26 protein-coding genes are annotated in these 26,237 nt (G+C 71.7%); 11 read left to right on the forward strand and 15 right to left on the reverse strand.

Annotated elements, in window-relative coordinates:
• On the reverse strand, positions 1 to 613 hold a 613-nt coding region (locus ABZ135_RS15790), incomplete at its 3' end, for a hypothetical protein (RefSeq protein WP_356695946.1).
• A 98-nt stretch (positions 614 to 711) separates the two neighbouring features.
• Positions 712 to 1,401, reverse strand: coding sequence for an endonuclease NucS (gene nucS / locus ABZ135_RS15795; protein ID WP_356695948.1), 690 nt, complete (start codon positions 1,399 to 1,401; stop codon positions 712 to 714).
• Between the two features lie 238 nt (positions 1,402 to 1,639).
• Between nucS and ABZ135_RS15800 the strand changes: the two genes are divergently transcribed.
• A complete protein-coding gene (locus tag ABZ135_RS15800) occupies positions 1,640 to 2,032 on the forward strand; it encodes an SCO5389 family protein (RefSeq protein ID WP_015036224.1) in 393 nt (130 codons plus the stop codon).
• Positions 2,033 to 2,116: 84 nt separating this feature from the next.
• Here ABZ135_RS15800 and ABZ135_RS15805 read toward each other — a convergent pair whose 3' ends face one another.
• The gene (locus ABZ135_RS15805) at positions 2,117 to 3,151 is read right to left on the reverse strand and encodes an LLM class flavin-dependent oxidoreductase (RefSeq protein ID WP_356695950.1); all 1,035 of its coding nucleotides are present in this window, start codon (positions 3,149 to 3,151) and stop codon (positions 2,117 to 2,119) included.
• Between the two features lie 223 nt (positions 3,152 to 3,374).
• Between ABZ135_RS15805 and ABZ135_RS15810 the strand changes: the two genes are divergently transcribed.
• Complete coding sequence (locus tag ABZ135_RS15810) at positions 3,375 to 3,701, forward strand: ATP/GTP-binding protein (RefSeq protein ID WP_356695952.1); 327 nt, start codon at positions 3,375 to 3,377, stop codon at positions 3,699 to 3,701.
• A 42-nt stretch (positions 3,702 to 3,743) separates the two neighbouring features.
• Here the strand turns inward: ABZ135_RS15810 and ABZ135_RS15815 are convergent, their stop codons facing one another.
• The 7 genes from ABZ135_RS15815 to mce all read right to left on the reverse strand — a co-directional run bounded on the left by ABZ135_RS15815 (position 3,744) and on the right by mce (position 13,916).
• Entirely contained in the window at positions 3,744 to 4,565 is an 822-nt protein-coding gene (locus ABZ135_RS15815) for an ABC transporter permease (RefSeq protein WP_356695954.1), read from the reverse strand.
• Positions 4,562 to 5,653, reverse strand: coding sequence for an ABC transporter ATP-binding protein (locus ABZ135_RS15820; RefSeq protein ID WP_356695956.1), 1,092 nt, complete (start codon positions 5,651 to 5,653; stop codon positions 4,562 to 4,564). The genes ABZ135_RS15815 and ABZ135_RS15820 overlap by 4 nt, the downstream gene beginning before the upstream one ends.
• 200 nt (positions 5,654 to 5,853) lie before the next feature.
• Positions 5,854 to 6,633 (reverse strand): ABC transporter permease, encoded by a 780-nt coding sequence (locus tag ABZ135_RS15825; protein WP_356695958.1) that lies wholly within the window; start codon positions 6,631 to 6,633, stop codon positions 5,854 to 5,856.
• A gap of 3 nt (positions 6,634 to 6,636) precedes the next feature.
• Complete coding sequence (locus ABZ135_RS15830) at positions 6,637 to 7,614, reverse strand: ATP-binding cassette domain-containing protein (RefSeq protein WP_356695960.1); 978 nt, start codon at positions 7,612 to 7,614, stop codon at positions 6,637 to 6,639.
• A 141-nt stretch (positions 7,615 to 7,755) separates the two neighbouring features.
• Positions 7,756 to 8,691, reverse strand: coding sequence for a cellulose-binding protein (locus tag ABZ135_RS15835; protein ID WP_356695962.1), 936 nt, complete (start codon positions 8,689 to 8,691; stop codon positions 7,756 to 7,758).
• Between the two features lie 114 nt (positions 8,692 to 8,805).
• A complete protein-coding gene (scy, locus tag ABZ135_RS15840; protein WP_356695964.1) occupies positions 8,806 to 13,263 on the reverse strand; it encodes a polarized growth protein Scy in 4,458 nt (1,485 codons plus the stop codon).
• Between the two features lie 200 nt (positions 13,264 to 13,463).
• Complete coding sequence (gene mce, locus ABZ135_RS15845; protein ID WP_345485589.1) at positions 13,464 to 13,916, reverse strand: methylmalonyl-CoA epimerase; 453 nt, start codon at positions 13,914 to 13,916, stop codon at positions 13,464 to 13,466.
• A gap of 137 nt (positions 13,917 to 14,053) precedes the next feature.
• Between mce and ABZ135_RS15850 the strand changes: the two genes are divergently transcribed.
• On the forward strand, positions 14,054 to 15,256 hold the full coding sequence (locus ABZ135_RS15850) for an acetyl-CoA C-acetyltransferase (protein ID WP_356695966.1): 1,203 nt from the start codon (positions 14,054 to 14,056) through the stop codon (positions 15,254 to 15,256).
• 31 nt (positions 15,257 to 15,287) lie between these two features.
• Positions 15,288 to 16,244, forward strand: a complete 957-nt coding sequence (gene meaB, locus ABZ135_RS15855) for a methylmalonyl Co-A mutase-associated GTPase MeaB (protein ID WP_356695968.1) — start codon at positions 15,288 to 15,290, stop codon at positions 16,242 to 16,244.
• Positions 16,245 to 16,357: 113 nt separating this feature from the next.
• Here the strand turns inward: meaB and ABZ135_RS15860 are convergent, their stop codons facing one another.
• The 4 genes from ABZ135_RS15860 to ABZ135_RS15875 form a co-directional block, all read right to left on the reverse strand.
• Positions 16,358 to 16,834, reverse strand: coding sequence for a MarR family transcriptional regulator (locus ABZ135_RS15860; RefSeq protein WP_356695970.1), 477 nt, complete (start codon positions 16,832 to 16,834; stop codon positions 16,358 to 16,360).
• A gap of 80 nt (positions 16,835 to 16,914) precedes the next feature.
• Positions 16,915 to 17,709, reverse strand: a complete 795-nt coding sequence (locus ABZ135_RS15865) for an AIM24 family protein (RefSeq protein ID WP_356695972.1) — start codon at positions 17,707 to 17,709, stop codon at positions 16,915 to 16,917.
• A complete protein-coding gene (locus ABZ135_RS15870) occupies positions 17,706 to 18,356 on the reverse strand; it encodes an AIM24 family protein (protein ID WP_356695974.1) in 651 nt (216 codons plus the stop codon). Before ABZ135_RS15870 ends, ABZ135_RS15865 begins: the two co-directional genes overlap by 4 nt.
• Positions 18,356 to 18,994 (reverse strand): AIM24 family protein, encoded by a 639-nt coding sequence (locus tag ABZ135_RS15875; protein ID WP_356695976.1) that lies wholly within the window; start codon positions 18,992 to 18,994, stop codon positions 18,356 to 18,358. Before ABZ135_RS15875 ends, ABZ135_RS15870 begins: the two co-directional genes overlap by 1 nt.
• A gap of 107 nt (positions 18,995 to 19,101) precedes the next feature.
• On the opposite strand from ABZ135_RS15875, the gene ABZ135_RS15880 reads away from it, so the two are divergent.
• Together ABZ135_RS15880 and ABZ135_RS15885 are read left to right on the forward strand one after the other, a co-directional pair.
• Positions 19,102 to 19,446, forward strand: coding sequence for a DUF3817 domain-containing protein (locus ABZ135_RS15880; protein ID WP_352076235.1), 345 nt, complete (start codon positions 19,102 to 19,104; stop codon positions 19,444 to 19,446).
• Entirely contained in the window at positions 19,443 to 19,736 is a 294-nt protein-coding gene (locus tag ABZ135_RS15885; protein ID WP_356695978.1) for an MTH1187 family thiamine-binding protein, read from the forward strand. Before ABZ135_RS15880 ends, ABZ135_RS15885 begins: the two co-directional genes overlap by 4 nt.
• Before the next feature lie 8 nt (positions 19,737 to 19,744).
• Here the strand turns inward: ABZ135_RS15885 and ABZ135_RS15890 are convergent, their stop codons facing one another.
• On the reverse strand, positions 19,745 to 20,185 hold the full coding sequence (locus ABZ135_RS15890) for a GNAT family N-acetyltransferase (protein ID WP_356695980.1): 441 nt from the start codon (positions 20,183 to 20,185) through the stop codon (positions 19,745 to 19,747).
• Positions 20,186 to 20,308: 123 nt separating this feature from the next.
• On the opposite strand from ABZ135_RS15890, the gene ABZ135_RS15895 reads away from it, so the two are divergent.
• From ABZ135_RS15895 to ABZ135_RS15915, 5 genes are all read left to right on the forward strand, one after another.
• Positions 20,309 to 21,004, forward strand: coding sequence for a hypothetical protein (locus ABZ135_RS15895; protein ID WP_356695982.1), 696 nt, complete (start codon positions 20,309 to 20,311; stop codon positions 21,002 to 21,004).
• Entirely contained in the window at positions 21,001 to 21,696 is a 696-nt protein-coding gene (locus ABZ135_RS15900) for a DUF4166 domain-containing protein (RefSeq protein ID WP_356695984.1), read from the forward strand. Before ABZ135_RS15895 ends, ABZ135_RS15900 begins: the two co-directional genes overlap by 4 nt.
• Positions 21,693 to 22,331 (forward strand): TetR/AcrR family transcriptional regulator, encoded by a 639-nt coding sequence (locus tag ABZ135_RS15905; protein ID WP_356695986.1) that lies wholly within the window; start codon positions 21,693 to 21,695, stop codon positions 22,329 to 22,331. Before ABZ135_RS15900 ends, ABZ135_RS15905 begins: the two co-directional genes overlap by 4 nt.
• Positions 22,332 to 22,421: 90 nt before the next feature.
• Positions 22,422 to 24,269, forward strand: a complete 1,848-nt coding sequence (locus ABZ135_RS15910; RefSeq protein WP_356695988.1) for a cellulose synthase catalytic subunit — start codon at positions 22,422 to 22,424, stop codon at positions 24,267 to 24,269.
• A 3-nt stretch (positions 24,270 to 24,272) separates the two neighbouring features.
• Positions 24,273 to 26,234, forward strand: coding sequence for a kelch motif-containing protein (locus tag ABZ135_RS15915; protein WP_356695990.1), 1,962 nt, complete (start codon positions 24,273 to 24,275; stop codon positions 26,232 to 26,234).
• Positions 26,235 to 26,237 lie beyond the last annotated feature (3 nt).

The raw sequence follows: 26,237 nt of genomic DNA on the forward strand, positions 1-26,237 counted from the left end.
CGCGCAGGCCGCCGCGGGCCTCCTTGAGGTCGGGTTCGAGGAGGTACTGGAGCTCGCCGGAGCGTTCGGCGCGTTCGCGGCAGAGAGCGTCGAGCCGCAACCTGGCCGCCGTCGGCGCGGGCGCGCTCCTCGTCGCCGTACTCGGCACCGTCGTGACCCTCGGCGCCACCTCCGGCGACGCCACCGACCCCGGCGCCGACCGGGTCACCACCGACCGCAGCGCGAGCCCGGACGGCACGGACGACGGCACCGGCGGCGAGCCCGAGCCCACCGAGGACACCACCGACACGCCCTCCGACCCGTCGTCCCCGGGCCCGACCGGTACGTCGGCCCCGGGCGGGACCGGCCCGACCGGCGGCGCGCCGGACCCGACGTCCTCGCCGTCCGCGACGGACACCCGTGAGCCGGACGACCCGACGAAGACGCCGCCGCGCCCGACGATGTCGCAGTCGCCGAAGCCGTCGTCTTCGAGCTCCTCGCCGTCGACGTCTCCCACGCCCAGCCAGTCGCCCACGAACTCGCCCAGCACCTCGCCTTCGCCGTCGGCCAGCACCGGCACCCCCAGCGGCTCCACGTCCAGCTCCGCCTCCGGCTCCCAGTCCGCCTCCTCCACCCAGACCGGCTCCCCGGCCTGACCCCGCGTACGCCGAAGGCCCGGGCGCGTCCACCGCACCCGGGCCTTCCCGCGTATCCGTACATACGGACGGGGGCTCAGAACAGCCGCAGCTTGTCGTCCTCGATCCCGCGCAGCGCGTCGTAGTCGAGCACCACGCAGTCGATCCCGCGGTCCGTCGCCAGTACCCGCGCCTGCGGCTTGATCTCCTGGGCCGCGAAGATGCCCTTCACCGGCGCCAGGTGCGGGTCGCGGTTGAGCAGCTCCAGATAGCGGGTGAGCTGCTCCACGCCGTCGATCTCGCCGCGCCGCTTGATCTCCACCGCGACCGTCGCCCCGTCGGCGTCCCGGCACAGGATGTCCACCGGCCCGATGGCCGTCGGGTACTCGCGGCGGATCAGCGTCCAGCCCTCGCCCAGCGTCTCGATGCGGTCCGCGAGGAGCTCCTGGAGGTGCGCTTCCACGCCGTCCTTGATGAGACCCGGGTCGACGCCCAGTTCGTGCGAGGAGTCGTGGAGGATCTCCTCCATCGTGATGATCAGTTTCTCGCCCGCTTTGTTGATCACGGTCCAGACCGCCGCCGCGCCGTTCTCGACGGCCTCGCCGTCGACGGATTCCTTCAGCGTGCAGGGCGGGGACATCCAGTTGAGCGGTTTGTACGCCCGGTCGTCCGCGTGGATCGAGACGCTGCCGTCGGCCTTGACCAGGATCAGACGGGGTGCGGAGGGCAGGTGGGCCGTGAGCCGGCCCGCGTAGTCCACGGAACAACGGGCAATGACGAGACGCATGGTCCGCAACGCTACAAGACGGACGCTCCTCTACGCGATTCGGCCCGTAACGCCCGCCCGGCGTACGCCCAACACCCGTCGGTTATTGGCCGGTTGTGTGCCCAATCTCCTGGTGCGGTCAGGACCCGGCGCTTACCGTGGAGGACAGGAGGTCGTCGCCCGTGCACGCTGCGTGCGCGCCGCCGGCCCCTGTCCCTGCCCGCAAGACCCCGCTCGCGGGGTCGCGAGAGGAGAACCCATGTCGCTCGACGTCTCACCGGCTCTGTTGGAACAGGCCGAGCGAGGCGAGGTCGACGAAGCCGACTTCGTCGACTGCGTCCGGACCTCCCTGCCCTACGCATGGGAGATGATCAGTTCTCTGGTGGCACAGCTCAAGGTCGACGGCGGAGAGTTCGCCGACAACCAGACGCCGCCGCCGAACGAGCAGGCACGTGGTCAGCTACTGCGTGCACTCGCGAGCGATGCCATCCGCGGTGCGCTGCAGCGCCACTTCGGGGTGCGTCTCGCCTTCCAGAACTGCCACCGGGTGGCGGTCTTCCCGCTGGACCCGTCGGTGGACGAGCGGCTCGCCCGCTTCACCTCCGTACGGGGGCAGCTTCTCAACCAGTCGCCGGAACTGCGCGACTGCTGACAGGACTGGTACCGCCGCTCCGCATCGCGGGAGAACGAAGGGATGCCGGAGCGGCGGCACGGTCCCGCACACCACCGTGAGCCGTCACACCAGGAGCGGCAGCACGTCGGCGCCCAGCCGCCGTACGTTCTCCTCCGTGGCCGCGAGGTCGCCCGAGCCCTCCGCGAGCAGCGCGAAGCGGGTGATGCCCGTGCGCTCGGCGGTCGCCGCGAGCCGGTCCGCCGCGAGCCGGGGCGTGCCCACCGGGTGCAGCCCGCACAGCAGCTCCGTGTACGCGACCGGGTCGCGCATCGCGCGGCGCCGGCCGTCCACCGTCACATGGGCGTCCAGCCCCTGCTTCAGCCAGCCGGGCATCGCCTTCAGCAGGGCCTCCGCCGCGTCCGCGCCGCGATCCGCGAGCTGGACCACGCCGGCCGACACATGGCCGGTCCCGATCCGGGCGATCTCGTCCGGGCTGTGCCCGGCCTCCCGCGCGGACCGCTGCCAGCAGGCCACCATCTCGGCCTTCTCCTCGTCCCCGCAGTGCATGCCGAGCAGCATCGGCAGGCCCCGCTCGGCGGCGAGCCGCACGCTCTTCGGCGAGGTGCAGGCGAGCACCACCTCAGGGGCGGCCGGCCCGCCGATCAGCTCGCCGGGGGCGGGCACGACCGCCACCTCGCGGAAAGCGAATCGTTCCCCCTCGGCGCCGACCCGGGGCTCGCTGAGCCAGCGCAGCAGCAGATCGAGCGACTCGGGGAAGTCCCGCTCGTACGCGGGAAGTCCCGATCCGAAGACCTCAAGATCGACCCACGGCCCGCCGCGGCCCACCCCGAGGGTGAACCGGCCGCCCGAGGTCACGTGCAGCAGCGCCGCCTGCTCGCCCAGCCCCACCGGGTGGACGCTCGGCAGCACGCTGACCGCCGTGCCGACCCGGATCCGCCGGGTGCGGCCCAGGAGCAGCGCCGCCAGCGTCACGGCCGAGGGGCACACCCCGTACGGCACGAAGTGGTGCTCGGCCAGCCAGACGGAGTCGAGTCCCGCCTCGTCGGCGACCTCGGCGGTCCGCACCGCGCGGTGCAGTGCTTCCCCCTGGCCCTGGCCCGGGAACTGGGCGGCCAGTACGAACGTACCCACGCGCATCGTTTCTGCCTCCTCGCGGACGGCGCGTCTCCCCCTCGGACTTCCCCATGAACTCCCCCACGCACTGGCAACAACGTCTGACACGTGCCAAAGGCAACGGCCGTTCCCCAAGTTCTTGCGATTTTCCGCTGATCCGCGCCGGGCGGGGGACGGGCCACCCCGTCGCGGCCCGTACGCTGGACGGAACGGTCCGTGTTCCCGTACCCCCCAGTGAGGTGTCGAAGTGTCCCCGCGCCACAACCGCCCCCGTGGCGGCGCGAAGCCGGTCCAGCAGGGCGATCCGGGCGACCGGTACGGCGGCGTGCAGCGCACCGAGACCTGGCAGGGCGAGGAGTGGTGCGTGCGCCATGTCGCCGGGGCGAGCACCCCCGGCAAGCGCTACCGCTGCCCGGGCTGCGACCAGGAGATCCCGGGCGGCGCCCCGCACCTGGTGGCCTGGCCGGAGTACGGCGGTGTCGACGACCGCCGCCACTGGCACAAGGCGTGCTGGAACGCGAAGGACCGCCGCACCACCCGGGTGCAGCGGTCCCGCAACGCGCCTCGGTACTGAAGGGCCGGGCCGGACGCCCCGGCCCCACGGCCACCGCGCCGGCTACACGTCCCTGCTGTTGAGCAGCGCGTACGCGCCTCCGAGCACGGCCGCCGTGAGCCCCGCGATGATCACCACCGGCTCCCAGCCGGCCGGCCCCTCGTTGTTGAACGGCGCCGCGTCGCTGTAGAGCGCGATCATCTGCGAGGGGATCGCGTACATGAACAGCGCCTCCTGCACCGAACGCAGCGCCTCGGAGAACATGAACAGCGCCGCCACCAGCGGCAGCAGCAGCACTCCGATCATCACCGTGATCGCGCCCGCCGAGTGCCGCATGATCGCGCCGACGCCCATCGCGAGCAGACCGAGCAGCGCCAGGAACAGGCCCACGCCGACGGTGGCCCGCAGCCACTGCGCGCCGCTCGGGTCGACCGCGTCGACCATGGCGACCTGGGCCGCGCCGACCACCGCCGCCATCACTGTGACGAGCGAGAAGACCACCGCGAAGAAGACGATCGCCTTCGCGGTGAGCACCCGCGTCCGGCTCGGGCAGGCGGTCAGCGTCGTACGGATCATGCCCGTGCCGTACTCGGAGCTGATGCTGAGCACGCCCAGCGTCATCACGCAGATCGAGGCCGGCAGCATGCCGAAGAAACCGAGGCCGAGGGCGGACTCCTGCGACATCTCCTGGCCCGCGGCGGCGGCGACCGCGCCCACCCCGAGGCCGATGCCGAGCATCAGCAGCACCATGACGCCGACGGTCCACATCGTGGAGCGCACCGAGCGGATCTTGGTCCACTCCGAGGCGAGCGCGTCACCGAGGTGCGCCTTGCGGACCGGGATGGGGGAGACGTACGCGTACGGGGTCGGCGGCGGGGTGGTCATCGGGCGTCCTCGGGGTTCTGGCTCGGGGCCGGGTTCTGCGCGTACGGGTTCTGTCCGGGCGGCGGCGGGGCGTACCAGCCCTGCTGCGGCACCTCCGGGATCACGTACCCCTGCTCCTGCGGCTGCTGCTGGTGCGGCGGCAGCGGCGGCTGGAGGTGGGCCAGCCGGTCGTCGGTGGAGCGGTAGTCCACGGCGCCCTGCGTCATCCGCATGTACGCCTCCTCCAGCGACGCCTGGTGCGGGGAGAGCTCCCACAGCCGTACGTCCGCCTCGTGCGCCAGGTCGCTGATCCGCGGCAGCGGCAGCCCGGTCACCCGCAGCGCCCCGTCCGGCTCGGACAGCACACGGCCGCCGGCCTCGGTGAGCGCCGCGCTCAGCTTCTCCCGCTGCTGCGGCTCGGTCTGCGGGGTGCGCACCCGGGCGAAGTCCGCCGAGTTCGCCGAGATGAAGTCCTTCACGCTCATGTCGGCGAGCAGTTGTCCGCGGCCGATCACGATCAGGTGGTCCGCGGTCAGCGCCATCTCGCTCATCAGATGGCTGGAGACGAAGACGGTCCGGCCCTCGGCGGCCAGCTTCTTCATCAGGTTGCGGACCCAGAGGATGCCCTCCGGGTCGAGCCCGTTGACCGGCTCGTCGAAGAGCAGCACCTGCGGGTCGCCGAGCAGCGCCGCCGCGATCCCGAGCCGCTGCCCCATGCCGAGCGAGAAGCCCTTGGAGCGGCGCCGGGCGACGTCCTGGAGGCCGACCACGCCGAGCACCTCGTCGACCCGCTGCGCCGGGATGCCGGCGAGCTGGGCCAGCGACAGGAGGTGGTTGCGAGCGCTGCGGCCGCCGTGCACGGCCTTCGCGTCGAGCAGCGCGCCGACCTGCCGGGGCGCGTTCGGGAGCTGCCGGAAGGGGTGTCCGCCGATGGTGACATGCCCGGACGTCGGCCGGTCCAGGCCGAGGATCATCCGCATGGTCGTCGACTTGCCCGAGCCGTTGGGGCCGAGGAAGCCCGTGACGTGCCCGGGCCTCACCTGGAAGGAAAGGTTGTACACGGCCGTCTTGGCGCCGTAGCGCTTCGTCAGGCCGACTGCCTCGATCATTCTCCAGCCCCATCGACAGGTCAGGTCGTCGTCGGGGCGTCACGGCCGGCGGCCGGAGCCCCCCGTACGAGCGAAGAGCTTATCCAGCCGTTCACGGTTCCGCCGATGTGTGAATCGTGACCTCGGGGGCGGGCCAGGGTCTTCCCCGGGAGGGATCGGGGTCTCCCCCCGGGACGGATCGGGGTTTTCTCCGGGTCCGGTCAGGCGTCGCGCTTCTTGAGCACCAGATAGCCGCCGATCAGCGCGGCCGCCACCCAGATCAGCATGATCCCGAGGCCGCCCCACGGGCCGTACGGCGCCTTCTCCGAGCCCATCGCGTCCGGCACCACCTGCATGATCTTCGAGCCGGCCTGGTCGGGGAAGTAACGCGCGACCTCCTTGGCCTTCGGCACCGCCGACAGGATCTGCGAGATCAGGAAGAAGAACGGCACGAGGATGCCGAGCGACAGCATCGAGGAGCGCAGCATCGTCGCCACACCCATCGAGAAGATCGCGATCAGGCCCATGTAGAGCCCGCCGCCGATCACCGCCCGCAGCACGTTGTCCGCGCCCAGCGTGGTGCGGTGCTCGCCGAGCAGGGCCTGACCGAGGAAGAAGGACAGGAAGCTGGTCGCGAGGCCCACGACCAGGGCCAGCGCACCGGCCACCGCGATCTTCGAGAAGAGGAAGCTCGCCCGCTGCGGAACGGCGGCCAGCGAGGTGCGGATCATGCCCGACGAGTACTCGGTGCCCACCACGAGGACACCGAAGACCACCATCGCCAGTTGCCCGAGCATCATCCCGGAGAAGCTGAGGAAGGTCGGGTCGAAGGTCGCCCGCTCCACGTCGGAGAGGTTGTCGAACTCCGAGCTCATCAGCGCGCACAGCGCCGCGCTCATCGCCACCGTCACCAGCAGGGCGGACGCCAGCGTCCACACCGTCGACGAGACCGTGCGGATCTTGGTCCATTCCGACTGGAGGACCGCGGATGCCGTTGCCATCGATCAGGCTCCCTCGAAGCTCTCGCCCCAGCGGGGCCCGGCGGGCTGCCCGGCCGGCCCGCCGCCGTGGACGTCCGTCCCGTGCGCGTGGTACTCCACCGCGCCCGCCGTCATCTGCATGAACGCCTCTTCCAGCGAGGCCCGCTGGGAGCTCAGCTCGTGCAGCACGATCTGGTGCGCGGCCGCCAGCTCGCCCAGCTTCTCCGTCGTCGTCCCGTCGACCTCCAGGACCCCGCCGCCCGCCTCGACCGCGACAAAACCGCTCGTGTGCAGCACGTCCCGCAGGCGTTCCTGCTGTGGAGAGCGCAGCCGCACGTAACTCCGTGAATTCTGCTGGATGAAATCCGCCATCGACGTGTCTGCCAGCAGCTTTCCCTGCCCGATCACGATCAGATGATCGGCCGTCAGCGCCATTTCACTCATCAGATGGCTGGAAACGAAGATCGTCCGGCCCTCCGCGGCCAGCGCCTTCATCAGATTGCGGATCCAGTGAATTCCCTCGGGGTCCAGACCATTGACGGGTTCGTCGAACATCAGGATCTCGGGATCACCGAGCAACGCCGAGGCGATTCCTAGCCGTTGGCCCATGCCGAGCGAGAAGCCCTTCGACTTCTTCCTCGCGACCGGCGTCAGACCCACCAGATCCAGCACCTCGCCGACCCGCCGCTCCGGAATGCGGTTCGACTGGGCCAGACACAGCAGGTTGTTGTACGCGGAGCGGCCGCCGTGCATCGCCTTGGCGTCGAGCAGCGCCCCGATGTACTTCAGCGGCTCCTGGAGCTCCCGGTAGTGCCTGCCGTCGATCCGGACCGTCCCGCTCGTCGGGTTGTCCAGGTCCAGCATCATCCGCATCGTGGTCGACTTGCCCGCCCCGTTCGGCCCCAGGAAGCCGGTGACCACGCCCGGCCGTACGGTGAAGGTGAGATGGTCGACCGCCGTCTTCTGCCCGTAGCGCTTGGTGAGGCCCTCAAGCTCGATCATGCGTACCAACCTACGGGCACGCAAAACCCCCCGCCACCGGAATGACAGGGGGTCTTTTCTCGCGTCAGAGCCGCCCGAGGGAGCCGGCCGGCACGACCGCCGGGATCGGCGCGACGACCGGGCTCGGCGCGACGGCCGGGCTCAGCGCGACTGCTGGGCCGGGACGCCCGCGCTCCGCTCGTCGTCGATCGGCGAGCCGGCCGCGGCCACCGCGGCACCGGTCAGCGTGGCCAGCATCTCGCGGACGTTGGTGAGCTGCGCGTTGATCGAGTCGCGGCGGTTCGTCAGCGCCGCCAGCTCGCGCTCCGATTCGCTGCGGATCCGGTCCGCCTTGGCGTTCGCGTCGGCCACGATGTCCTCGGCCTGGCGCTGCGCGGTCTCCACCGTCTGACGGGCCCGGCGCTCCGCGTCCGTCCGCAGCTTCTCGGCCTCCAGGCGGAGCTGCTCCGCCCGGTGCTCGATCTCGGCGAGGCGCTTCTCCGCCTTCGCCTGACGCGAGGCCAGGTCCCGCTCCGACTGCTCGCGGCGCTTGGCCAGGTTGGTCTCGAAGTCCGCGGCGGCCTGGGCGGCCTTGGCGCGGGTCTCCTCGAAGAGCGCGTCGGCCTCCTCGCGCTTCGACTGCGCGTCCTTCTGGGCCTCGGCACGCAGCGAGTTCGCCTCGCCCTGCGCCTTCTCGACGATCCGGACGCCCTCGTCCTCGGCCTTCGCCTTGCGCTCGGCCGCGAACGCCTCGGCGTCGTTGCGGACCTGCTGGGCGGCGGACTCGGCCAGCTCACGGTGCTGCTCGGCGGCGCGACGGGCCTCCTCGCGCAGGTCCTTCGCCTCCTCCTCGGCCAGCCGGAGGATCTTCTCGACGCGGGCGCCGAGACCGGCGTACGACGGCTCCGCGTCGGTGACCTGCGCCTGGGCGTTCTGCGTTTCGAGGTGCAGTTCCTCGATGCGCTTTTCCAGAGAGGTGATTCGGGCCAGAGCACTGTCACGGTCGGCGACGAGCTTGGTAATGCGGTCGTCCACCTGACCGCGGTCGTAACCACGCCGCACGAGCTCGAAGCCGAAGGGGGAGGAAGTGTCGCTCATGGGGTTCCTGTCGAATGAGACCGGTGAGGTGTTAGAGGGAATCCTAGGGGTCGAAGCGGCGTGTCATCGAGCGTATGCCCGTTTGATCTGGAGAATGTCCAGCCTTTTGAGTGGCTAGCCGTCCGAGGACTTGCCACCCGAACGAGTGGCCCCCGCGGACGCGGCTGCCTTGGCCCCTTCCCGCCCGGCGGACTTGTCACCGCCCGGCGGCGTCTCGAAAGACTCCAACGCTTCCAGGACGTCCTGGACACGGGAGATCTCGGCATTGATGTCCTCGCGCCGGCGAACCAGCACGTCCAGCTCGCGCTTGCCCTCCGACACGAGCTGCTCGGCCTCGCGCTCGGCCTCCGCCTTGATCCGCTCCGCCTCCGCGACGAGCGACGCCTTCTTCTGCTCGGCCTCCTTGAGCAGCGCCTCGGCCTTCTTCACGGCGGCGATACGGACCTTGCTCGCCTCCGAACTCGCCTCCGAGACCAGCCGCTTGGCCTTCTCCTCGGCCTCCGCCCGCTGCTCCTCGGCGGCCTTCACCAGCTTGTCCACGCGCTCGCCGGCCGTCTTCATCTGCTCGGCCGTCTCGCGCCGGGCCCGCTCGTGCAGCTCCTCGATCTCGCCCTCGACCCGGGCCCGCAGCTCCTCCGCCCGCTCCCTTATGGCGGTCGCGTCGCTGCGCGCCCCGACAAGGAGCTCGTCGGCGTCCGTACGGGCCTTCTCCACCAGCGAGTTGCCCTCGATGGTCGCCTCGGCGACGATCCGCTCGGCCTCCTTGCGGGCCGCGCCGACCATCGTGTCGGCCTGCGTCTCCGCCTCGGTGGTGGCGCGCAGCGCCTCCTCCTGGGCCTTGGCCATCAACTGGTCGGCCTGCTCGGCCGCGTCCGCACGCCGCTTCGCGCCGGCCTCCCGGGCCTCGTCGAGCGTACGGTCGGCCTCGGCGCGCGCGTCGGCCCGCATCTCCTCGGCCGCGGCCTCCGCCTCCGCCTTGACCCGCGCGGCCTCGGCGGCGATCCGCTCCGCCTCCGCCGTCGCCTCGCCGATGAGGGCGTCGGCCTGCTCGGCGGCGTCGGCACGCCGCTTGTCGGCGGCCTTGCGGGCCTCGTCCAGGATCCGTTCGGCGTCCGCGAGCGCGGCACTGCGCAGCGCCTGCGCGTGCGCCTCGCCGTCCACCTTGACCTGCTCGGCCTCGGTCCGCAGCCGCAGCGCCTCCTGCTCCGTCGACTCGAGCAGCTCGGCGGCCTCCGTGGTGAGCCGCTCGGCTTCGGCGGTGGCCTCGCCGATGAGGGTGTCGGCCTGTTCGGCGGCGTCCGCGCGGCGCTTGTCGGCGGCCTTGCGGGCTTCGTCGAGGACCTGTTCGCCGTCGGCGCGGGCGGCGGCGCGGAGGGCTTCGGCCTCGGCTTCGCCGTCGGCCTTGACCTGCTCGGCCTCGGTGAGGAGGCGTTCGGCCTCGGCGTTGATGCGCTCGGCTTCGGCGGTGGCCTCGCCGATGAGGGTGTCGGCCTGTTCGGCGGCGTCGGCACGCCGCTTGTCGGCGGCCTTGCGGGCTTCGTCGAGGACCTGTTCGCCGTCGGCGCGGGCGGCGGCGCGGAGGGCTTCGGCCTCGGCTTCGCCGTCGGCCTTGACCTGCTCGGCCTCGGTGAGGAGGCGTTCGGCCTCGGCGTTGATGCGCTCGGCCTCCGCGGTCGCCTCGCCGATGAGGGCGTCGGCCTGCTCGGCGGCGTCGGCACGCCGCTTGTCGGCGGCCTTGCGGGCCTCGTCCAGGACCTGCTCGGCCTCGGCGCCGATCCGCTCCGCCTCCGTGCGGGCCTCGCCGACCACGGTCTCCGCCTGTGCGGCCGCCTCCGAACGGATCCGGTTGGCGTCCTCGCGGGCGTCCGCACGGGTGCGGGCCGCGTCCTGCTCGGCCGACGCCAGGGCGTCCGTCGCCTCGGTCCGTACCCGCTGCGCGTACTCGGCGGTGTCCGCCCGCAGCTTCTCCGCCTCGGCCAGCGCGTCCGTGACCGTCCGCTCGGCCAGCGCCTTCGCCGCCTCGGACTCCTCCTGGGCGCGCTCGCGCACCCGGTTCGCGTCCTCGGTGGCCCGCTCCCGCTCCTCGTACGCGTCGGCGCGGACCCGGTCCGCCTCCTCCTGCGCCTCGGTGCGGGTGCGCTCGGCCGCGTGCTCGGCCGCGCTGCGCAGCCCGGCGATCTCCTCCTCGGCCGCCTCGCGCAGACCCGCGACCGAGTCGCGCACCTCCTGCGCGGTCTGCTCGGCCGCCGACACCATCTCGGTGGCCCGGGCGTCCGCCTCCTCGACCAGCCGCTGCGCCTCGGCCTGCGCCTCCTCGACCCGCTTGCGGGCGGAGGCCAGCAGCTCCTCGGACTGCGCGCGGGCGAGCTCGCGCTCCCGGCCGGCCTCGGAACGGGCCGAGTCCAGCGTCTCCTCGGCCTCCCGGCGGCGCCGGTTGGCCTCCTCCTGCGCGGCGGCCAGCGCCTCCGCGGCCTCGGCGGCGATCCGCTCGGCCGCGGCCGCGGCCTCGGCCCGTACCCGGTCGGCGGTCTCCTGCGCCTCGGACCGCAGCCGCTCGGCCTCGGTCCGGGCCTCCTCCCGCAGGGCGGTGGCCGCGGCCTCCGCCTCGGAACGGGCGGTGGACGCGTCCGCGGCGGCCTCGGCGCGCAGCCGCTCGGCCTCCTGCTCGGCCTGCGCCTGGAGCGTACGGATCCGCTCGGCGGCCTCGGTGCGCAGCCGCTCGGTCTCCTCGGCGGCCTCGCGGCGGATCCGCTCGCCCTCGGCGCGCGCGTCGTGAAGCTCCTGACCGGCCGTCGACAGCTTCGTCTCGGCCTCGGTGTGCAGCCGGGCCAGCTCCTCGGCCGCCTCCGCCTGCCGGGCCGCGGCGGCCCGCTCGGCCTCCTCGCGCAGCCGGGCCGCGGCGGCCTCCGCCGCCTCCTTGACCGACTCGGCCTGCTCCTCGGCCTCGGCCCGCAGCCGCTCGGCCTCGGCGCGGGTCCGCTCCAGGGTCTCCTCGGCCTGCGTGCGCAGCGTCTGCGCGCGCTCCATGGCCTCGCCGCGCACCCGCTCGCTCTCGGCGCCCGCGCTCGTGCGCAGCTCGTCGGCGTCCTTGCGGGCCTTGGCGAGCAGCTCCTCGGCGGTCTTCGCCGCCTCCTCGATCTGCTGGACGGCCTCGCGCCGCGCCTCGCCGCGGATCCGCTCGCCCTCGGCGACGGCCTCGGCGCGCAGGTGCTCGGCCTCGCCGCGCAGCCGGCGCGCCTCCTCCTGCAGCTCGACCGTCTTGGCGCGGTACTCCTTGGTGTCGTCCTTCGCCGAACCGAGCAGCTCGTCGGCCTGCTCCTCGGCCCGCAGCCGCAGCCGGTCGGCCTCCGCCTCCGCCTCCCGGCGGATCCGCTCCGCCTCCTCGGCGGCCTTGCGGGTGGTCTCCTGGGCGTCCGCGGACGCCTTGGACAGGACCTCCTCGGCGGTGCGGGCGGCCTTGGCGAGCGCGGCGGCGGAGTCCTCGGCGGCGGCCGTACGGGCCTTCTCGGCGGCCTCCGCGACCATCTTCTCGGCCTCGGCGGTCGCCTCGCGAAGCTTCTCCTCGGCCTGCTCCTTGAGGGCCTCGGCCTCCTTGGTGGCCTCGCCGACGAGCCGGGCGATCTCGGTCTTGGCGGTACGGGTGCGCTGCTCGTTGACGGACTCGGCGGTGGCGAGCTGCTTGGCCGCCGCCTCCTTGGCCTCGGCGAGGGTCCGCTCGGCCTCGGCGCGGGCCTCGCGCAGCTTCTCCTCGGCCTCCTGGACGCGCACCTCGGCCGCGCGGGACAGCTCGGCGGCCCGGCGGCGGGCCTGCTCGGTCTCGGCGGTGGTGGAGGAGCGGAGCTGCTCGGCGTGGCTGGTGGCCTCCTGCGCCTGGCTGGAGGCGGCGTTGAGCAGCCGCTCGGCGTCCTTGCGGGCGCGCAGCAGAATCGCTTCGGCCTCGGCACGGGCCGCCTCGGCCTCGGTGCCCACCCGGCGGCGGGTCTCCTCGGCGATCCGGGCCGCCTCGGCGCGCGCGGCGGCGAGCGACTGCTCGGCCTCGGCGCGGGACTCCTCCATCAGGCGCCGGGCCTGGGCCTCGGTGCGGGCGCGGAGCTGCTCGGCCCAGGCCACGTTCTCGTTGACGTGCGACTCGACGGTCTGGCGGCGCTCGCTCAGCTCCTGGTCGAGCTGCTGGCGGCGCTGGACGGCCTCGTTGTGCAGCTCCGCCTGGAGGCGGGCCTGCTGCTCGGCGTGCTCCTGGAGGATCCGCTGCGTCTGGGCACGGGCCTCGCGCAGCTCGCGCTCGGCGTCCTGGCGCAACTGCTCGGCCTGCATCTGCGCGTTGCGCAGCATCTGTTCGGCCTGGTAGCCGATGTCCGCGCTGTCGTAGGCGGGACGGGTCGCGAGGGTGCGACGCGCCTCGTGGAGCTTGGCGCGCAACACCTCGACCTGGTACCCGAGGTCCTCGGCGTGCTGGACGGCCTTCTCTCGCTCCTTCTTCAGCCGGTCCATCTCGGCTTCGAACCGCGAAAGATGGTCGTCTTCAGCTCGGTGGCTCTCCTGGCGTTCGTAGCCCCGCACTGCGCGGTCCATCCTTCCCCGAGCTCTCCGAGCAGGGGAGACCCCAACCCTGCTCGCAACTCCAACGAGCACCGTTCACCGGACAGAACGGCCCCCCGGGGAATCGTGGCAGATCGGACGACCCCGACATCCCGACTTCGGCGCCGTGCGCGCACGGCTCCGACCGGCCCCGGCCCGGAGTGGCCCACTCTACCGGGCCGGGAATCCGGAGGTCAGTGCTCCGCTGAGGAGTGGTCAGCCGACGGCTTCGCCGAGGTGACCAGTTCCGTCAGCACGCCGTGGCAGTCCTTGGGGTGGAGGAAGGTGATCCGGGAGCCCATGGAGCCGATCCGCGGCTCGTCGTAGAGCACCCGGACGCCCTTGGAACGGATGGCCTCGGCATCACCGTCGACGTCCGCCGTCCCGAAGGCGATGTGGTGCACGCCCTCGCCGTTCTTGGCGAGCCACTTGCCCACCGCCGAGTCCTCCCGGGTGGGCTCCAGGAGCTGGAGGTACGAGGCTCCGCCGTCGGAGGTCTCGTTGATCTTGAGCATGGCCTCGCGCACGCCCTGCTCCTCGTTGACCTCCTCGTGGAAGACCTCGAAGCCGTACGTGGCCCGGTAGAACTCGACGGTCTCGTCGAGGTTCCGGCAGGCGATCCCGATGTGGTCGATTCGCGTCAGCATGCCTCCAGTGCAGCGCCGGAAACATGGTTACGCAACGTGCGCGCGATCACACCGGCAGGCCGGTGACCCGGTGACGCACCGCTCAGTACATTGAAGGTAAACCCTCGTTCACTCCTCATCCCAAGGGGCCGTGCCTCATGTCTGGAACGACCGGTACCACCTCAGTGATCGTCGCGGGCGCCCGCACGCCCATGGGTCGCCTGCTGGGCTCGCTCAAGTCCTTCTCCGGCGCCGACCTCGGCGGATTCGCCATCAAGGCCGCCCTGGACCGCGCCGGCATCGGCGGCGACCAGGTGCAGTACGTGATCATGGGCCAGGTGCTCCAGGCGGGCGCCGGGCAGATCCCCGCCCGTCAGGCCGCCGTCAAGGCCGGCATCCCGATGAACGTCCCCGCCCTCACCGTCAACAAGGTGTGCCTCTCGGGTCTGGACGCCATCGCGCTCGCCGACCAGTTGATCCGCGCGGGCGAGTTCGACGTGATCGTCGCCGGCGGCCAGGAGTCCATGACCAACGCCCCGCACCTGCTGCCGAAGTCCCGCGAGGGCTACAAGTACGGCGCCATCGAGATGCTCGACGCCATGGCGTACGACGGCCTCACCGACTCCTTCGAGGGCATCGCCATGGGCGAGTCCACGGAGAAGCACAACACCCGCCTGGGCATCCCGCGCGAGGTGCAGGACGAGATCGCCGCCCTCTCGCACCAGCGCGCCGCCGCCGCCCAGAAGAACGGCATCTTCGAGGCCGAGATCACCCCGGTCGAGATCCCGCAGCGCAAGGGCGAACCGGTCGTCTTCTCCCAGGACGAGGGCATCCGCGGCGAGACCACCGTCGAGTCCCTCGGCAAGCTCCGCCCGGCCTTCGCCAAGGACGGCACCATCACCGCCGGCACCTCCTCGCAGATCTCCGACGGCGCCGCCGCCGTGGTCGTGATGAGCAAGGCCAAGGCCCAGGAGCTCGGCCTGGAGTGGATCGCCGAGATCGGCGCCCACGGCAACGTCGCCGGCCCGGACAACTCCCTCCAGTCGCAGCCCTCCAACGCGATCCGCCACGCCCTGAAGAAGGAGGGCCTGGAGGTCGAGGACCTCGACCTGATCGAGATCAACGAGGCATTCGCCGCGGTCGCCCACCAGTCGATGAAGGACCTCGGCGTGACCCCCGAAAAGGTGAACGTCAACGGCGGCGCCATCGCGCTCGGCCACCCCATCGGCATGTCCGGCGCCCGTGTGGTGCTGCACCTCGCCCTGGAGCTCAAGCGGCGCGGCGGCGGCATCGGCGCGGCGGCCCTGTGCGGCGGCGGCGGTCAGGGCGACGCGCTGATCCTCCGCGTCCCGGGTAAGTAAGTCACCTACGCAAGCGCAAGGAGCTCGACTGATGGTGGACGTCCCCGCTCTGGTCGCCCAGGCACGGGAGGGCCGGCCGCGCGCCGTGGCCCGGTTGATCTCGCTCGTGGAGGGGGCGTCCCCGCAGCTTCGCGAGGTGATGGCGGCGCTCGCCCCGCTCACCGGCGGCGCCTACGTGGTGGGCCTGACCGGCTCGCCCGGCGTGGGCAAGTCCACGTCGACGTCGGCGCTGGTCTCCGCGTACCGCAGGGCGGGCAAGCGGGTCGGCGTGCTCGCCGTCGACCCGTCCTCGCCGTTCAGCGGCGGCGCGCTCCTCGGTGACCGGGTGCGGATGTCGGAGCACGCCTCCGACCCGGGCGTCTACATCCGCTCCATGGCCACCCGCGGCCACCTCGGCGGCCTCGCCTGGGCCGCCCCGCAGGCCATCCGCGTCCTGGACGCGGCCGGCTGCGAGGTGATCCTCGTGGAGACCGTCGGCGTCGGGCAGTCCGAGGTGGAGATCGCCTCGCAGGCCGACACCTCGGTGGTGCTGCTCGCGCCGGGCATGGGCGACGGCATCCAGGCCGCGAAGGCGGGCATCCTGGAGATCGGCGACGTGTACGTGGTCAACAAGGCCGACCGGGACGGGGCCGACGCCACCGCCCGCGAGCTCAACCACATGCTGGGCCTCGGCGAGGCGCGCGCCCCGGGCGACTGGCGGCCGCCGATCGTGAAGACGGTCGCGGCGCGCGGCGAGGGCGTGGACGAGGTCGTGGAGGCCCTGGAGAAGCACCGCGCGTGGATGGAGGAGCACGGCGTCCTCGCCGAGCGCCGCCGCTCCCGCGCGGCCCGCGAGGTCGAGACGATCACGATCACGGCCCTGCGCGAGCGGATCGGCGACCTGCACGGCGACCGCCGTCTCGACGCCCTCGCCGAGCGCATCACGGCCGGCGAGCTCGACCCGTACGCGGCCTCCGACGAGCTGGTCGCGAGCCTCACGGGCAACTGAGCGGCTCGAGCGGCGCAGGCGAACTGAGCCGGCCAGAACAAGCAGCAGGGCCTTCCCGGTCGTCCGGGAAGGCCCTGCTCGCGATCGGCGCCGAATGTGTCAGGTCAGCCGGGTCAGGGCTTGCCGCGCCGGCCGCGCAACTGCTCGGAGATGGGCTTCAGCGAGTCGTGGAGGGCGTCCAGGGCCTCCGGGCTGAGCTGGTCGATGAAGTGCTTGCGGACCGACTCGACGTGGTGCGGGGCGACCTTGTGCATGGTCTCCATGCCCTGGTCGGTGAGCACCGCGTACAGCCCGCGCCGGTCGGACTCGCAGTTCTCGCGCCGGACCAGGCCGGCGTTCTCCATCCTGGTGATCTGGTGGGAGAGCCGGCTCTTGGACTGGAGGGTGGCCGACGCCAGGTCGCTCATCCGCAGACGCCGCTCCGCCGACTCCGAGAGGTTCACCAGGATCTCGTAGTCGTTGATCGTCAGGCCGAAGGGCTGGAGGTCCTTCTCAAGCTGGTACATCAGCATCCTGTTGACGTCCAGATAAGTGCGCCAGGCGCACTGTTCGGCATCGGTGAGCCAGGGGATGGCCGTCTCGGTCTCCATATATGGATTCTACCTAAGAAGTTGAATACTTGACGAATGCTGGGAGTGTGTTCGACGCGTCACTCTCCGCAGACTACCGCTCACAGGCCGAAGCGACGCTGCAGGTCCCCGAGCTGACCGGGAAGACGCGGTACGGAACCCGCCCCGCCCTGGCCGGATCCATGCGCTCCCGCACCCCCGTGACCGCCCGGCACGCCCGGCTGCGCACCCGGTGCCCCGATCGCCCGCTCCGGCATCAGCAGCTCCGTCGACTGGAGCAGCACCGTGCCCGCCCCCACGAACTCGAACTGGTGCTCCTCGCCCGAGGTGCCCCCGATGCCCGTCAGCGCCCGTACGCCGCCCATCACGCCCGTCATGTAGCCGTGGTCGTAGTGGTGGCAGGGGGAGGGGCAGTCCGCCCAGCCGACCAGCGCCTGCGGATCCACCCGCAGCGGCGGCTCCATGAAGACCACCGGGCCGTTGGACGCGGCGACGAACTTGCCGGTGCCGATCAGCGTCACGAAGCCCGGCACGATCGACTGCTTCAGCGCCAGCGAGGGCTGGTACGCCAGCAGATTGCCCGACCGGATCGTCAGGTTGCCCTCGTCCAGGTCGAAGGAGTTCACGTCGAAGGCCCGGTCCGCCAGCAGCATCTTGCCGCTGCCCTCCGCCACCACCCAGTCGCTCGCGTGCAGCGGCGAATGGAAGGAGGTCCGCACCAGCCGGTCGAGCCGGCCGTGCCCGATCCCGTTGAACTCGATCCGCCCGTAGTAGGCGATCATCTTGCCCTTCTGCAGGAACCACTGGGAGCCCTTGAGCTCCACGCAGAAGGTGTACGGATTGACGTTGTCGTCCGACGGCAGCGTCATCGGGTCATGCATCACCGGGGCGCTCACAGCTTCTCCTCCGAGGCCTGGACGTACACCGCACCGCTTCCGCTCAGCTCCAGTTGGAACGCCTCGCCCGAGCCGCGGCCCACCATGTCGCGCCAGCCGAGGGCGGTCGACAGCTTGTTGCGCACGTCGCCGTGGTGGGCCACGTACGCCTGGGGGTCCACATGGACCGGACGGTCCGGCGTGATCGGCAGCCGGATGACCCCGCCGTGGGCCATGACCGCCACCGAGCCGTGCCCCTTCAGCGTGGTCGTGAACAGGCCCTGGCCCGTCACCTGACCGCGCACCATCCCCATCACGCCGCCCTGCGCGCCCATGAACATCGTGCCCTGCTCCAGCGTGCCGTCGAAGGCGAGGAGCCGGTCGGCCTCCACGTACAGGGTGTCGCCGGTCAGGGCGATGACCTCGATGTGGTGCCCGCCGTGCCCGAACATCACCGTGCCGTTGCCCTCGACGGTCATCAGCGGGGTCGCCTCGCCGGCCACCCGGCGCCCGATCATCGACATCAGGCCGCCCTGGCCGCCGGCGATGTTCGGCGTGAAAGTGACGTCGCCGCGGTAGGCCAGCATCGCGCCGCGCTGGCTGAACATGCGCTGCCCCGGCACGACCGTGGCCTCGACCATCTTGGAGTTGATCTCACGGAACGGCATCAGACATCCCCACCGATCGTGTTCCGCTCGCTCGGCTGCACGTAGACCAGCCCGTCGCCCTCGAAGCGGATCTGGAACGCCTCGCCGCCGCCCTCGCCCATGAACGTGCGGAAGGTCACACCGGACTGGAAGCTCTGCTGGAGGTTGCCCTGGTGGGCGATGTACGCGCCGGGGTCGACGGACAGCGGGTACTGCGGGGTCACCCGCAGCACCACCGCCGGGCCGTCGGACATGATCGCGGCCTGGCCGGTGCCCTCGACGGTCGTCGTGAACAGGCCGTTGCCGGTGGCGCCGCCGCGCAGACCGGTGAAGGTCGTGCCCGTGCGCAGTCCGGCGTCGGTGCAGAGCAGATTGCTCGCCTCGACGAACAGCTTGTCGCCGTGCAACCGCACCAGATTGATCTCGGAGGCGCGGTCGGCGAACCAGCAGGTGCCCTGGCCGCGGACCTCCATCACCTCCATCTGCTCACCGGTGAGCCGGCGGGTCACCATGCCGCGCAGGCCCTCACCGCCGCCGGACATCTTCTTGAAGGCCATCTGGCCGTCGTAGGCGACCATCGAGCCGTTTTTCGCCTTGACGGCGTCGCCGGTCATGGTCACGGCGAGCACTTTGCTGCCCTGGAGTCGGAACGTTGCCACGTAGGGACGGTACTTGCCCCCCGGTTAAAGGGACTGCAAAGTCGCCGTGCACAATAGGACGGCCCTTGTGCATCCGTTCACAAGATCGAACGAAGGTGACCCCTGTCGTGGACATCAAGACCGCTTCCTCTCTGCACCGGCTCCGGCTCGTCTCCGCGCCCGAAGCGGTGTCGTTCCTGCTCCTGCTCGTCTGCTCCGTGCTGAAGCGGACCACGGACTTCAACGCGGTGCCGGTGATGGGCGCGATCCACGGCATCCTCTTCATCCTCTACGTGCTGTTCTGGCTGGACGCCTGGAACCGCACCAAGTGGTCCTTCAAGACGGCCGCCCTCTACTTCGTCCTCTCCGTCCTGCCCTTCGGCGGCTTCTTCGCGGAGCGCAAGCTGAAGGCCGAGGCCGAGGCCGCCGTCATCGCCTCCCGCGCCCGCCGCGAGGGCACGGTGAACGCATGATCGTCGCCTTCTCCGTGACCCCGCTGGGCGTGGGCGAGGAGGTCGGCGAGTACGTCGCCGACGCCGTACGGGTCGTGCGCGAGTCGGGCCTGCCGAACCGCACCGACGCGATGTTCACGTCGATCGAGGGCGAGTGGGACGAGGTCATGGACGTCGTCAAGCGCGCCGTCGCCGCCGTGGAGGCACGCGCCCCGCGCGTCTCCCTCGTCCTGAAGGCGGACATCCGCCCCGGTGTCACCGACGGTCTGACCTCGAAGGTCGAGACCGTGGAGCGCCACCTCGGCTCCTGAGAGCCGCCTCAGGCCAGCTTCTTGTACATGTGGACGTCCTCGGCCCCGCCGGGGATGCCCAGGGTCCTGCCCGTCTCCACGTAGCCGTGCCGCTGGTAGAAGGCCGGGGCCTGGAACGTGAACGACGAGACGCAGGCGCGGTCGCAGCCCCGGCGGCGGGCCTCCTCCTCCGCGGCGAGGAGGAGCTCGCCGCCCCAGCCGTCGCCGCGGCTGTCCTCGCGGACCCACAGCATCTCGATGCCGAGCAGCCCTCCCCACGTCCAGGCGGACAGGCCCCCCACGATCTCGCCGGCCTCGTCGACGGCCTTCACCGTCAGCGCGCCCTGGTCGGCCGCGGTCGTGCCCGTGGCGGGGAAGTTGATCTCGTCGAGTCCCCGGGACAGCCGTTCGTCGAGGGCCGCGTCGCGGTGGCCGACGCTCAGCGTGGCCCGCGTGTGCTCGTTCGCCATGCCGCAGAGTCTGGCACGGCCGGACGAACCCGCGTTCGATCTTGAGCATCTGCTCAAAACTCGCTACTGTCCTCGACGAGCCCCGTGTTGAGCGGTCGCTCAAAACGGGGGAAGGGCACAGTCATGGGCCTCTACGTCGAGACGCGCGTCCGCGTCGACCTGGACACGCTCTGGGAGCGGACCCAGGATCCGGCGGAGCACCAGCGGTGGGATCTGCGGTTCACCGAGATCGCGTACCTGCCGGCGGAGCCGGGCGTCGAGGGCGGACCCCGACGGTTCCGGTACGCCGTGCGCGTGCCGCCCTTTCCGGCCGTCGCCGGCACCGGTGTCTCCGCGGGGGAGCGCCACCGGGCCGGCGGCGACCGGGTGTCCGCCCTGCGGTTCGCCTCGCCGCATCCGCTGTCGCCGCTCGCCGAGGGCAGCGGCTACTGGCGGTACGTCCCTGCGGAGGACGGGATCCGCTTTCTCACCGGCTACGACTACCGTCCGCGCTGGGGCCGCTTCGGCCGCTTCGCCGACCGCCTGGCCTTCCGGCCGCTGATGGGATGGGCGACCGCCTGGTCCTTCGACCGGCTGCGCCTGTGGTGCGAGCACGGCCTCACCCCGGAGCGCGCCCGCGCCCACTGGCTCCTCGAACTGGCCGCCCGGGCCCTGCTCGTGGCCCTCTGCGCGCCGCACCCCGTCGCCCTGGCCGCCGCCTGCGCCGTCGCCCTCCTCGTACCGCCGTCGCCGCGGACGCCCGCCGCCCGCCGCTGTCTGCGCACCCCGCCCGAGCGGAGCCGCGCGCCGCGGCTCCTCGCCACCCTGGAGAGGCCATGACCTCGATCTTCCGCACCGCCATGGGCGACGCCGCCTTCGAGCGGCTGCACCCGGAGCTGCGGCGGCGCTTCTCGGTCGGACTCGCGAGCGGGGAGCTGTGCGTCGGACGGGGCGTCATGGACCGGATCTGGCACGGCAGGGGCCTCACCCGTCCGCTCCTCAGACCGTTCCTCGCGCTCGGCGGCACGCGCAACATCCTGCTGCCGCGCACCGGCCACGACGTGCCCTTCGTCATCGAGAACACCCCGTACCTCGACTCGTACGGGCGGGAGACCGTCACCTTCGTACGGACCTTCGCGCTGCCCGGCGGGCCGCGCCGCTTCGACGCCACGATGGTGCACAGCCCCGCGCGCGGCTGTGTGCTCGACTACCTCGGCACCCACCAACACCTCGCCAGCGAACTGCGCATGACCGCCGAGGCGGACGGCTCGCTGCTCATCCGCTCCGGCGAACACCGCTTCCGCGAAGGGCCGGTGGACGTGCGGGTGCCCGAACTCCTCGGCGGGGACGCGGAGGTGCGGGAGTCCTTCGACGAGCGCACCGGCCGCTTCCGCATCCGGGTGCGGGTCGTCAACCGTCTCCTGGGGCCGCTGTTCGGCTACGAGGGGTCCTTCACCGCCTCGTACGCGCCGGTCCGCGAACGCGGCGTGCGGCACGGGCTGCGTCCCGTCCGCGAGGAGGCGCGGGCGTGAGCGCGGAGGACACCCGGACCCGGCTCCTGGAGGGCGCGCTGCGCAGCCTCGTCGAGCAGGGCATCGCCAAGACCTCGGCCCGCTCCGTGGCCGCCGCCGCGGGCGTCAACCAGGCGCTGATCTTCTACCACTTCGGCTCGGTCGACGAGCTGCTCGCGGCCGCCTGCCGGCACGGCGCCGAGCAGCGGGTGGCCCGGCACCGCGAGCGGCTGCGCGCGGTCGGCAGCCTCTCCGAACTCCTCGCCTTCGGGCGCGAGATGCACGCCGAGGAGCGCGCGGCGGGCCATGTCGCCGTGCTCGGCCAGTTGCTCGCCGGTGCGCAGACCCATCCGCGGCTCGCCCCGGCCACGGCCGCCGGGCTCGACCTGTGGGTCGAGGAGCTGGAGGGGGTGCTGCGGCGGGTGCTCGCCGGCGGCCCGCTCGACGGGCTCGTCGACCCGGCGGGGCTCGCGCGGGCCCTCGCCGCCTCCTTCGTGGGGATGGAGCTGTACGAGGGGGTGGACCCGGCGGGTGCCGACGCCGCCCTCGACACGCTCGAACACCTCGGCGGACTGATGGCCGCGCTCGACGAGCTCGGGCCCGTCACCCAGAAGGCGGTGCGGTACGCGTTGCGCCGGAAGAGTGGTTCTTCGTAAAAACCCTCACTCGGACGCCTCCAGTCGACACGTCGTTGAAAGTCCCCTTTTGTGGGGCTATCGACCTGTTCGACGACTGCTGGAGGCACCGTGCGGCCGGGAGGCTACGACTACGACACCTACAGCCGACTCGCCGGTCCCCTCACGGAACCGGAGCCGGGGGACGGCTCCTACACGGTGCGGTACCGGAGCCTGCTCTCGAAGGAGCCGCACCGAATACGCGCCGTCCTCCTCATGGGGCTCGCGCCCGTCCTCTCCGCGCTGCTCCTCGTCTACCTGGTCTGGCCGAGCCATTGGACCGTCCGCGAGGGCGGGGCACAGTGGCTGGTCCGCTTCGACACCGTGATGCTGGTCTCGATCGGGCTCATCTGCTTCTTCATGCTGGTGAACGTCACCTCGATCGCCCACGCCACCCTCATGGCCCGCGACCCCGTGCCCGTCCGCCCCGAGCCCGGCACCCGGGTCGCCTTCCTCACCACCTACGTGCCCGGCAAGGAACCGCTCTCCATGGTCCGGGCCACCCTCGAAGGCGCCGTACGGCTCCGGCACGACGGCCCCCTCGACGTCTGGCTGCTCGACGAGGGCGACGACGCCGCCGCGAAGGCCCTGTGCGCGGAGCTGGGCGTCCGCCACTTCACCCGCGCCGGCGTCCCCGCCTGGAACCGCGCCAAGGGCGTCCACAAGGCCCGCACCAAGCACGGCAACTACAACGCCTGGCTCGCCATGCACGGCGACGGCTACGACTTCTTCGCCTCCGTCGACACCGACCACGTGCCGCTGCCGGGCTTCCTGGAGCGGATGCTCGGCTACTTCCGCGACCCGGACGTCGCCTTCGTCGTCGGACCGCAGGTCTACGGCAACTACACCTCCGCCGTCACCAAGGCCGCCGAGTCCCAGCAGTTCCTCTTCCACGCCCTCATCCAGCGGGCCGGCAACCGCTACCGCGCCCCCATGTTCGTCGGCACCAACAACGTCGTGCGGATCACCGCCCTGAAGCAGATCGGCGGCCTCTACGACTCCGTCACCGAGGACATGGCCACCGGCTTCGAGCTGCACCGGACCAGGAATCCGAGGACCGGCCGCCACTGGCGCTCCGTCTACACCCCCGACGTGCTCGCCGTGGGGGAGGGGCCGGCCTCCTGGACCGACTTCTTCACCCAGCAACTGCGCTGGTCACGCGGCACCTACGAGACGCTGCTCAAGCAGTACTGGAAGGCGCCCTTCCGCACTCCGCCGGGCCGCCTCCTCAACTACACGCTGATGCTCGTCTACTACCCGATGACGGCCGTCAACTGGTTCCTCGGCGTGCTCTCCTGCGTCCTGTTCCTGTGGCTCGGCGCCTCCGGCACCCAGGTCTCCTCCTCGGTCTGGCTGATGATCTACAGCGACGCCGTCGCCCTCCAAATCGGCCTCTACCTGTGGAACCGGCGCCACAACGTCTCGCCCCACGAACCCGAGGGCTCCGGCGGTCTCGCCGGCATGGCGATGTCCGCGCTCTCCGCGCCGATCTACCTCAAGTCCCTCGGCTCCGCGATCCTGCGCACCAGCGGCCGGTTCGTCGTCACCCCCAAGGGCGGCGCGGCCAGCCCCGACCGCCTCCTCACCTTCCGCATCCACCTCTCCTGGGCCGCCGTCCTCCTCGCCTCGCTCATCGCCTCCGTCCCCCTCGGCCACACCCACGCCGCCATGCGCACCTGGGCGGTCCTCGCCCTCGTCATCGCCCTCGCCCCCGTCGGCATATGGGCCTTCACCGGCCTGCGCGACAAGCGGCGCCTGGCCCTCCGCGTCCGGGTCCGCGCACAGGCCAGGGCACGGGCCCGGGCCCGCGGCCGGACCGACGCCGCCCAGGGCGTCACCCTCGTCACCACCCCCGCGACGACCACCGGCGCGCCGTCGCCCGGCCCGGCACCCGCGCCCACGACGACCGGAGGGAACTGAGCCATGGCCTACCGGCCGTCCAAGCAGTTCAAGAAGACCCTGTTCGGCAGTGGTGCCGTCATCGTCCTCGCGGCCCTCAACGCCCCCGCGGCCGTCTCCTTCGCCACCGAGAAGTACCACGCCTACAAGATCGCCCAGCCCGGCTACAAGAAGAAGTACGGCTCCTGGGCCGTGATCGACGTCCCCGAGCAGTACCGCGTCAACGCCATCCACGCGGCCCTGCTCCACACCGGCAAGGTGCTGCTCATCGCCGGCTCCGGCAACGACCAGAAGAAGTTCGACGCCGGCACCTTCGAGACCATCCTCTGGGACCCGGCGAAGAACACCTTCAAGTCCATCCCCACCCCCGAGGACTTCTTCTGCTCCGGCCACACCCAGCTCGCCGACGGCCGCCTGCTCGTCGCCGGCGGCACCGCCCGCTACGAGGTCCTCGACGGCGAGGTCAAGCGGGCCGGCGGCGGCATGCGGGTCAAGAACGAGAGCCCCGACAAGGCCGTCACCCTCAAGAAGGGGACCGTCTTCCGCTCCCCGTCCGGCGTCGAGTACGTCTCCACGTCCGACGTCACCGTCCCCAAGGCCAAGCGCGAGTTCGAGATCTCGTACTTCAAGAGCGGCCAGATGAAGCCCTGGAAGACCAAGGTCACCGCCGCCGAGGTCCGGGTCTTCGTCGAGGCGAGGAAGGAGGGCCCCCAGGCCCTCACCACCGAGGCCGCGCAGTACGAGATCGTCGGCCTCAAGGGCGACGACGCGGACAACGTCTACGGCCTCGCCCAGAAGCTCACCACCGAGAAGCAGGACTTCCAGGGCATCAAGGCCGCCTACGAGTTCGACCCCAAGGCCGAGCGCTACATCCCCGTCGCCCCCATGAAGGACGCCCGCTGGTACCCCACCCTCGTCACCCTGGAGGACGGCAAGGTGCTCGCCGTCTCCGGACTCAACGACGTCGGCGACGTCGTCCCCGGCGACAACGAGATCTACGACCCCGCCACCAAGAAGTGGTCCAAGGGCCCCTTCCGCTACTTCCCCACCTACCCCGCGCTCTTCCTCACCAAGGGCGGCAAACTCCTCTACACCGGCTCCAACGCCGGCTACGGGCCCGCCGACAAGGGCCGCGAGCCGGGCCTGTGGGACCTGAAGAAGAACTCCTTCACCAAGCTCCGCGGCCTCACCGACCCCGACCAGCTCGAGACCTCCGCCTCCCTCATGCTGCCGCCCGTCCAGCAGCAGAAGGTGATGGTCCTCGGCGGCGGCGGGGTCGGCGAGTCACCCGCCTCCACCGCCCGCACCTCGATCATCGACCTGTCCAAGGACAGCCCCGTCTTCACCGACGGGCCCTCGCTCCCCCAGGGCACCCGCTACCTCAGCAGCGTGCTCATGCCCGACGACACCGTCTTCACCAGCGGCGGCTCCGGCGACTACCGGGGCCGCGGCGGCAGCGACATCCTCAAGGCCCAGTTCTACGACCCGAAGGCCAACGCCTTCGCCGAGGCCGCCGACCCCACCATCGGCCGCAACTACCACTCCGAGGCCCTGCTGCTGCCCGACGGCCGGGTCGCCACCTTCGGCTCCGACCCGCTCTTCGACGACGTCGACAACACCAAGCTCGGCACCTTCGAACAGCGCATCGAGGTCTTCACCCCGCCCGCCCTGCACCGGGGCGGTGCCGACCGGCCGGCCCTCGGCGACGGCCCGCGGGAACTCGACCAGAACGGCCGCGCCACCTTCAGGACGAAGGACGCCGCCCGGATCACCAAGGCCCGCCTCATGCGGCCGAGCGCCGTCACCCACACCACCGACGTCGAACAGCGCTCGGTGGAGCTCGGCCTGACGAAGGCGCCGGACGGGACGACCGTCACCGTCCAGGCCCCCACGGACCGCACCCTGGTGCCGCCCGGCTGGTACATGCTGTTCGTGACCGACCGGGACGGGGTCCCGTCCGAGGCGAAGTGGATCCAGGTGGAGTGACGA

The sequence above is a fragment of the Streptomyces sp. NPDC006339 genome, assembly GCF_040612775.1.
Taxonomy (GTDB): Bacteria; Actinomycetota; Actinomycetes; order Streptomycetales; family Streptomycetaceae; genus Streptomyces.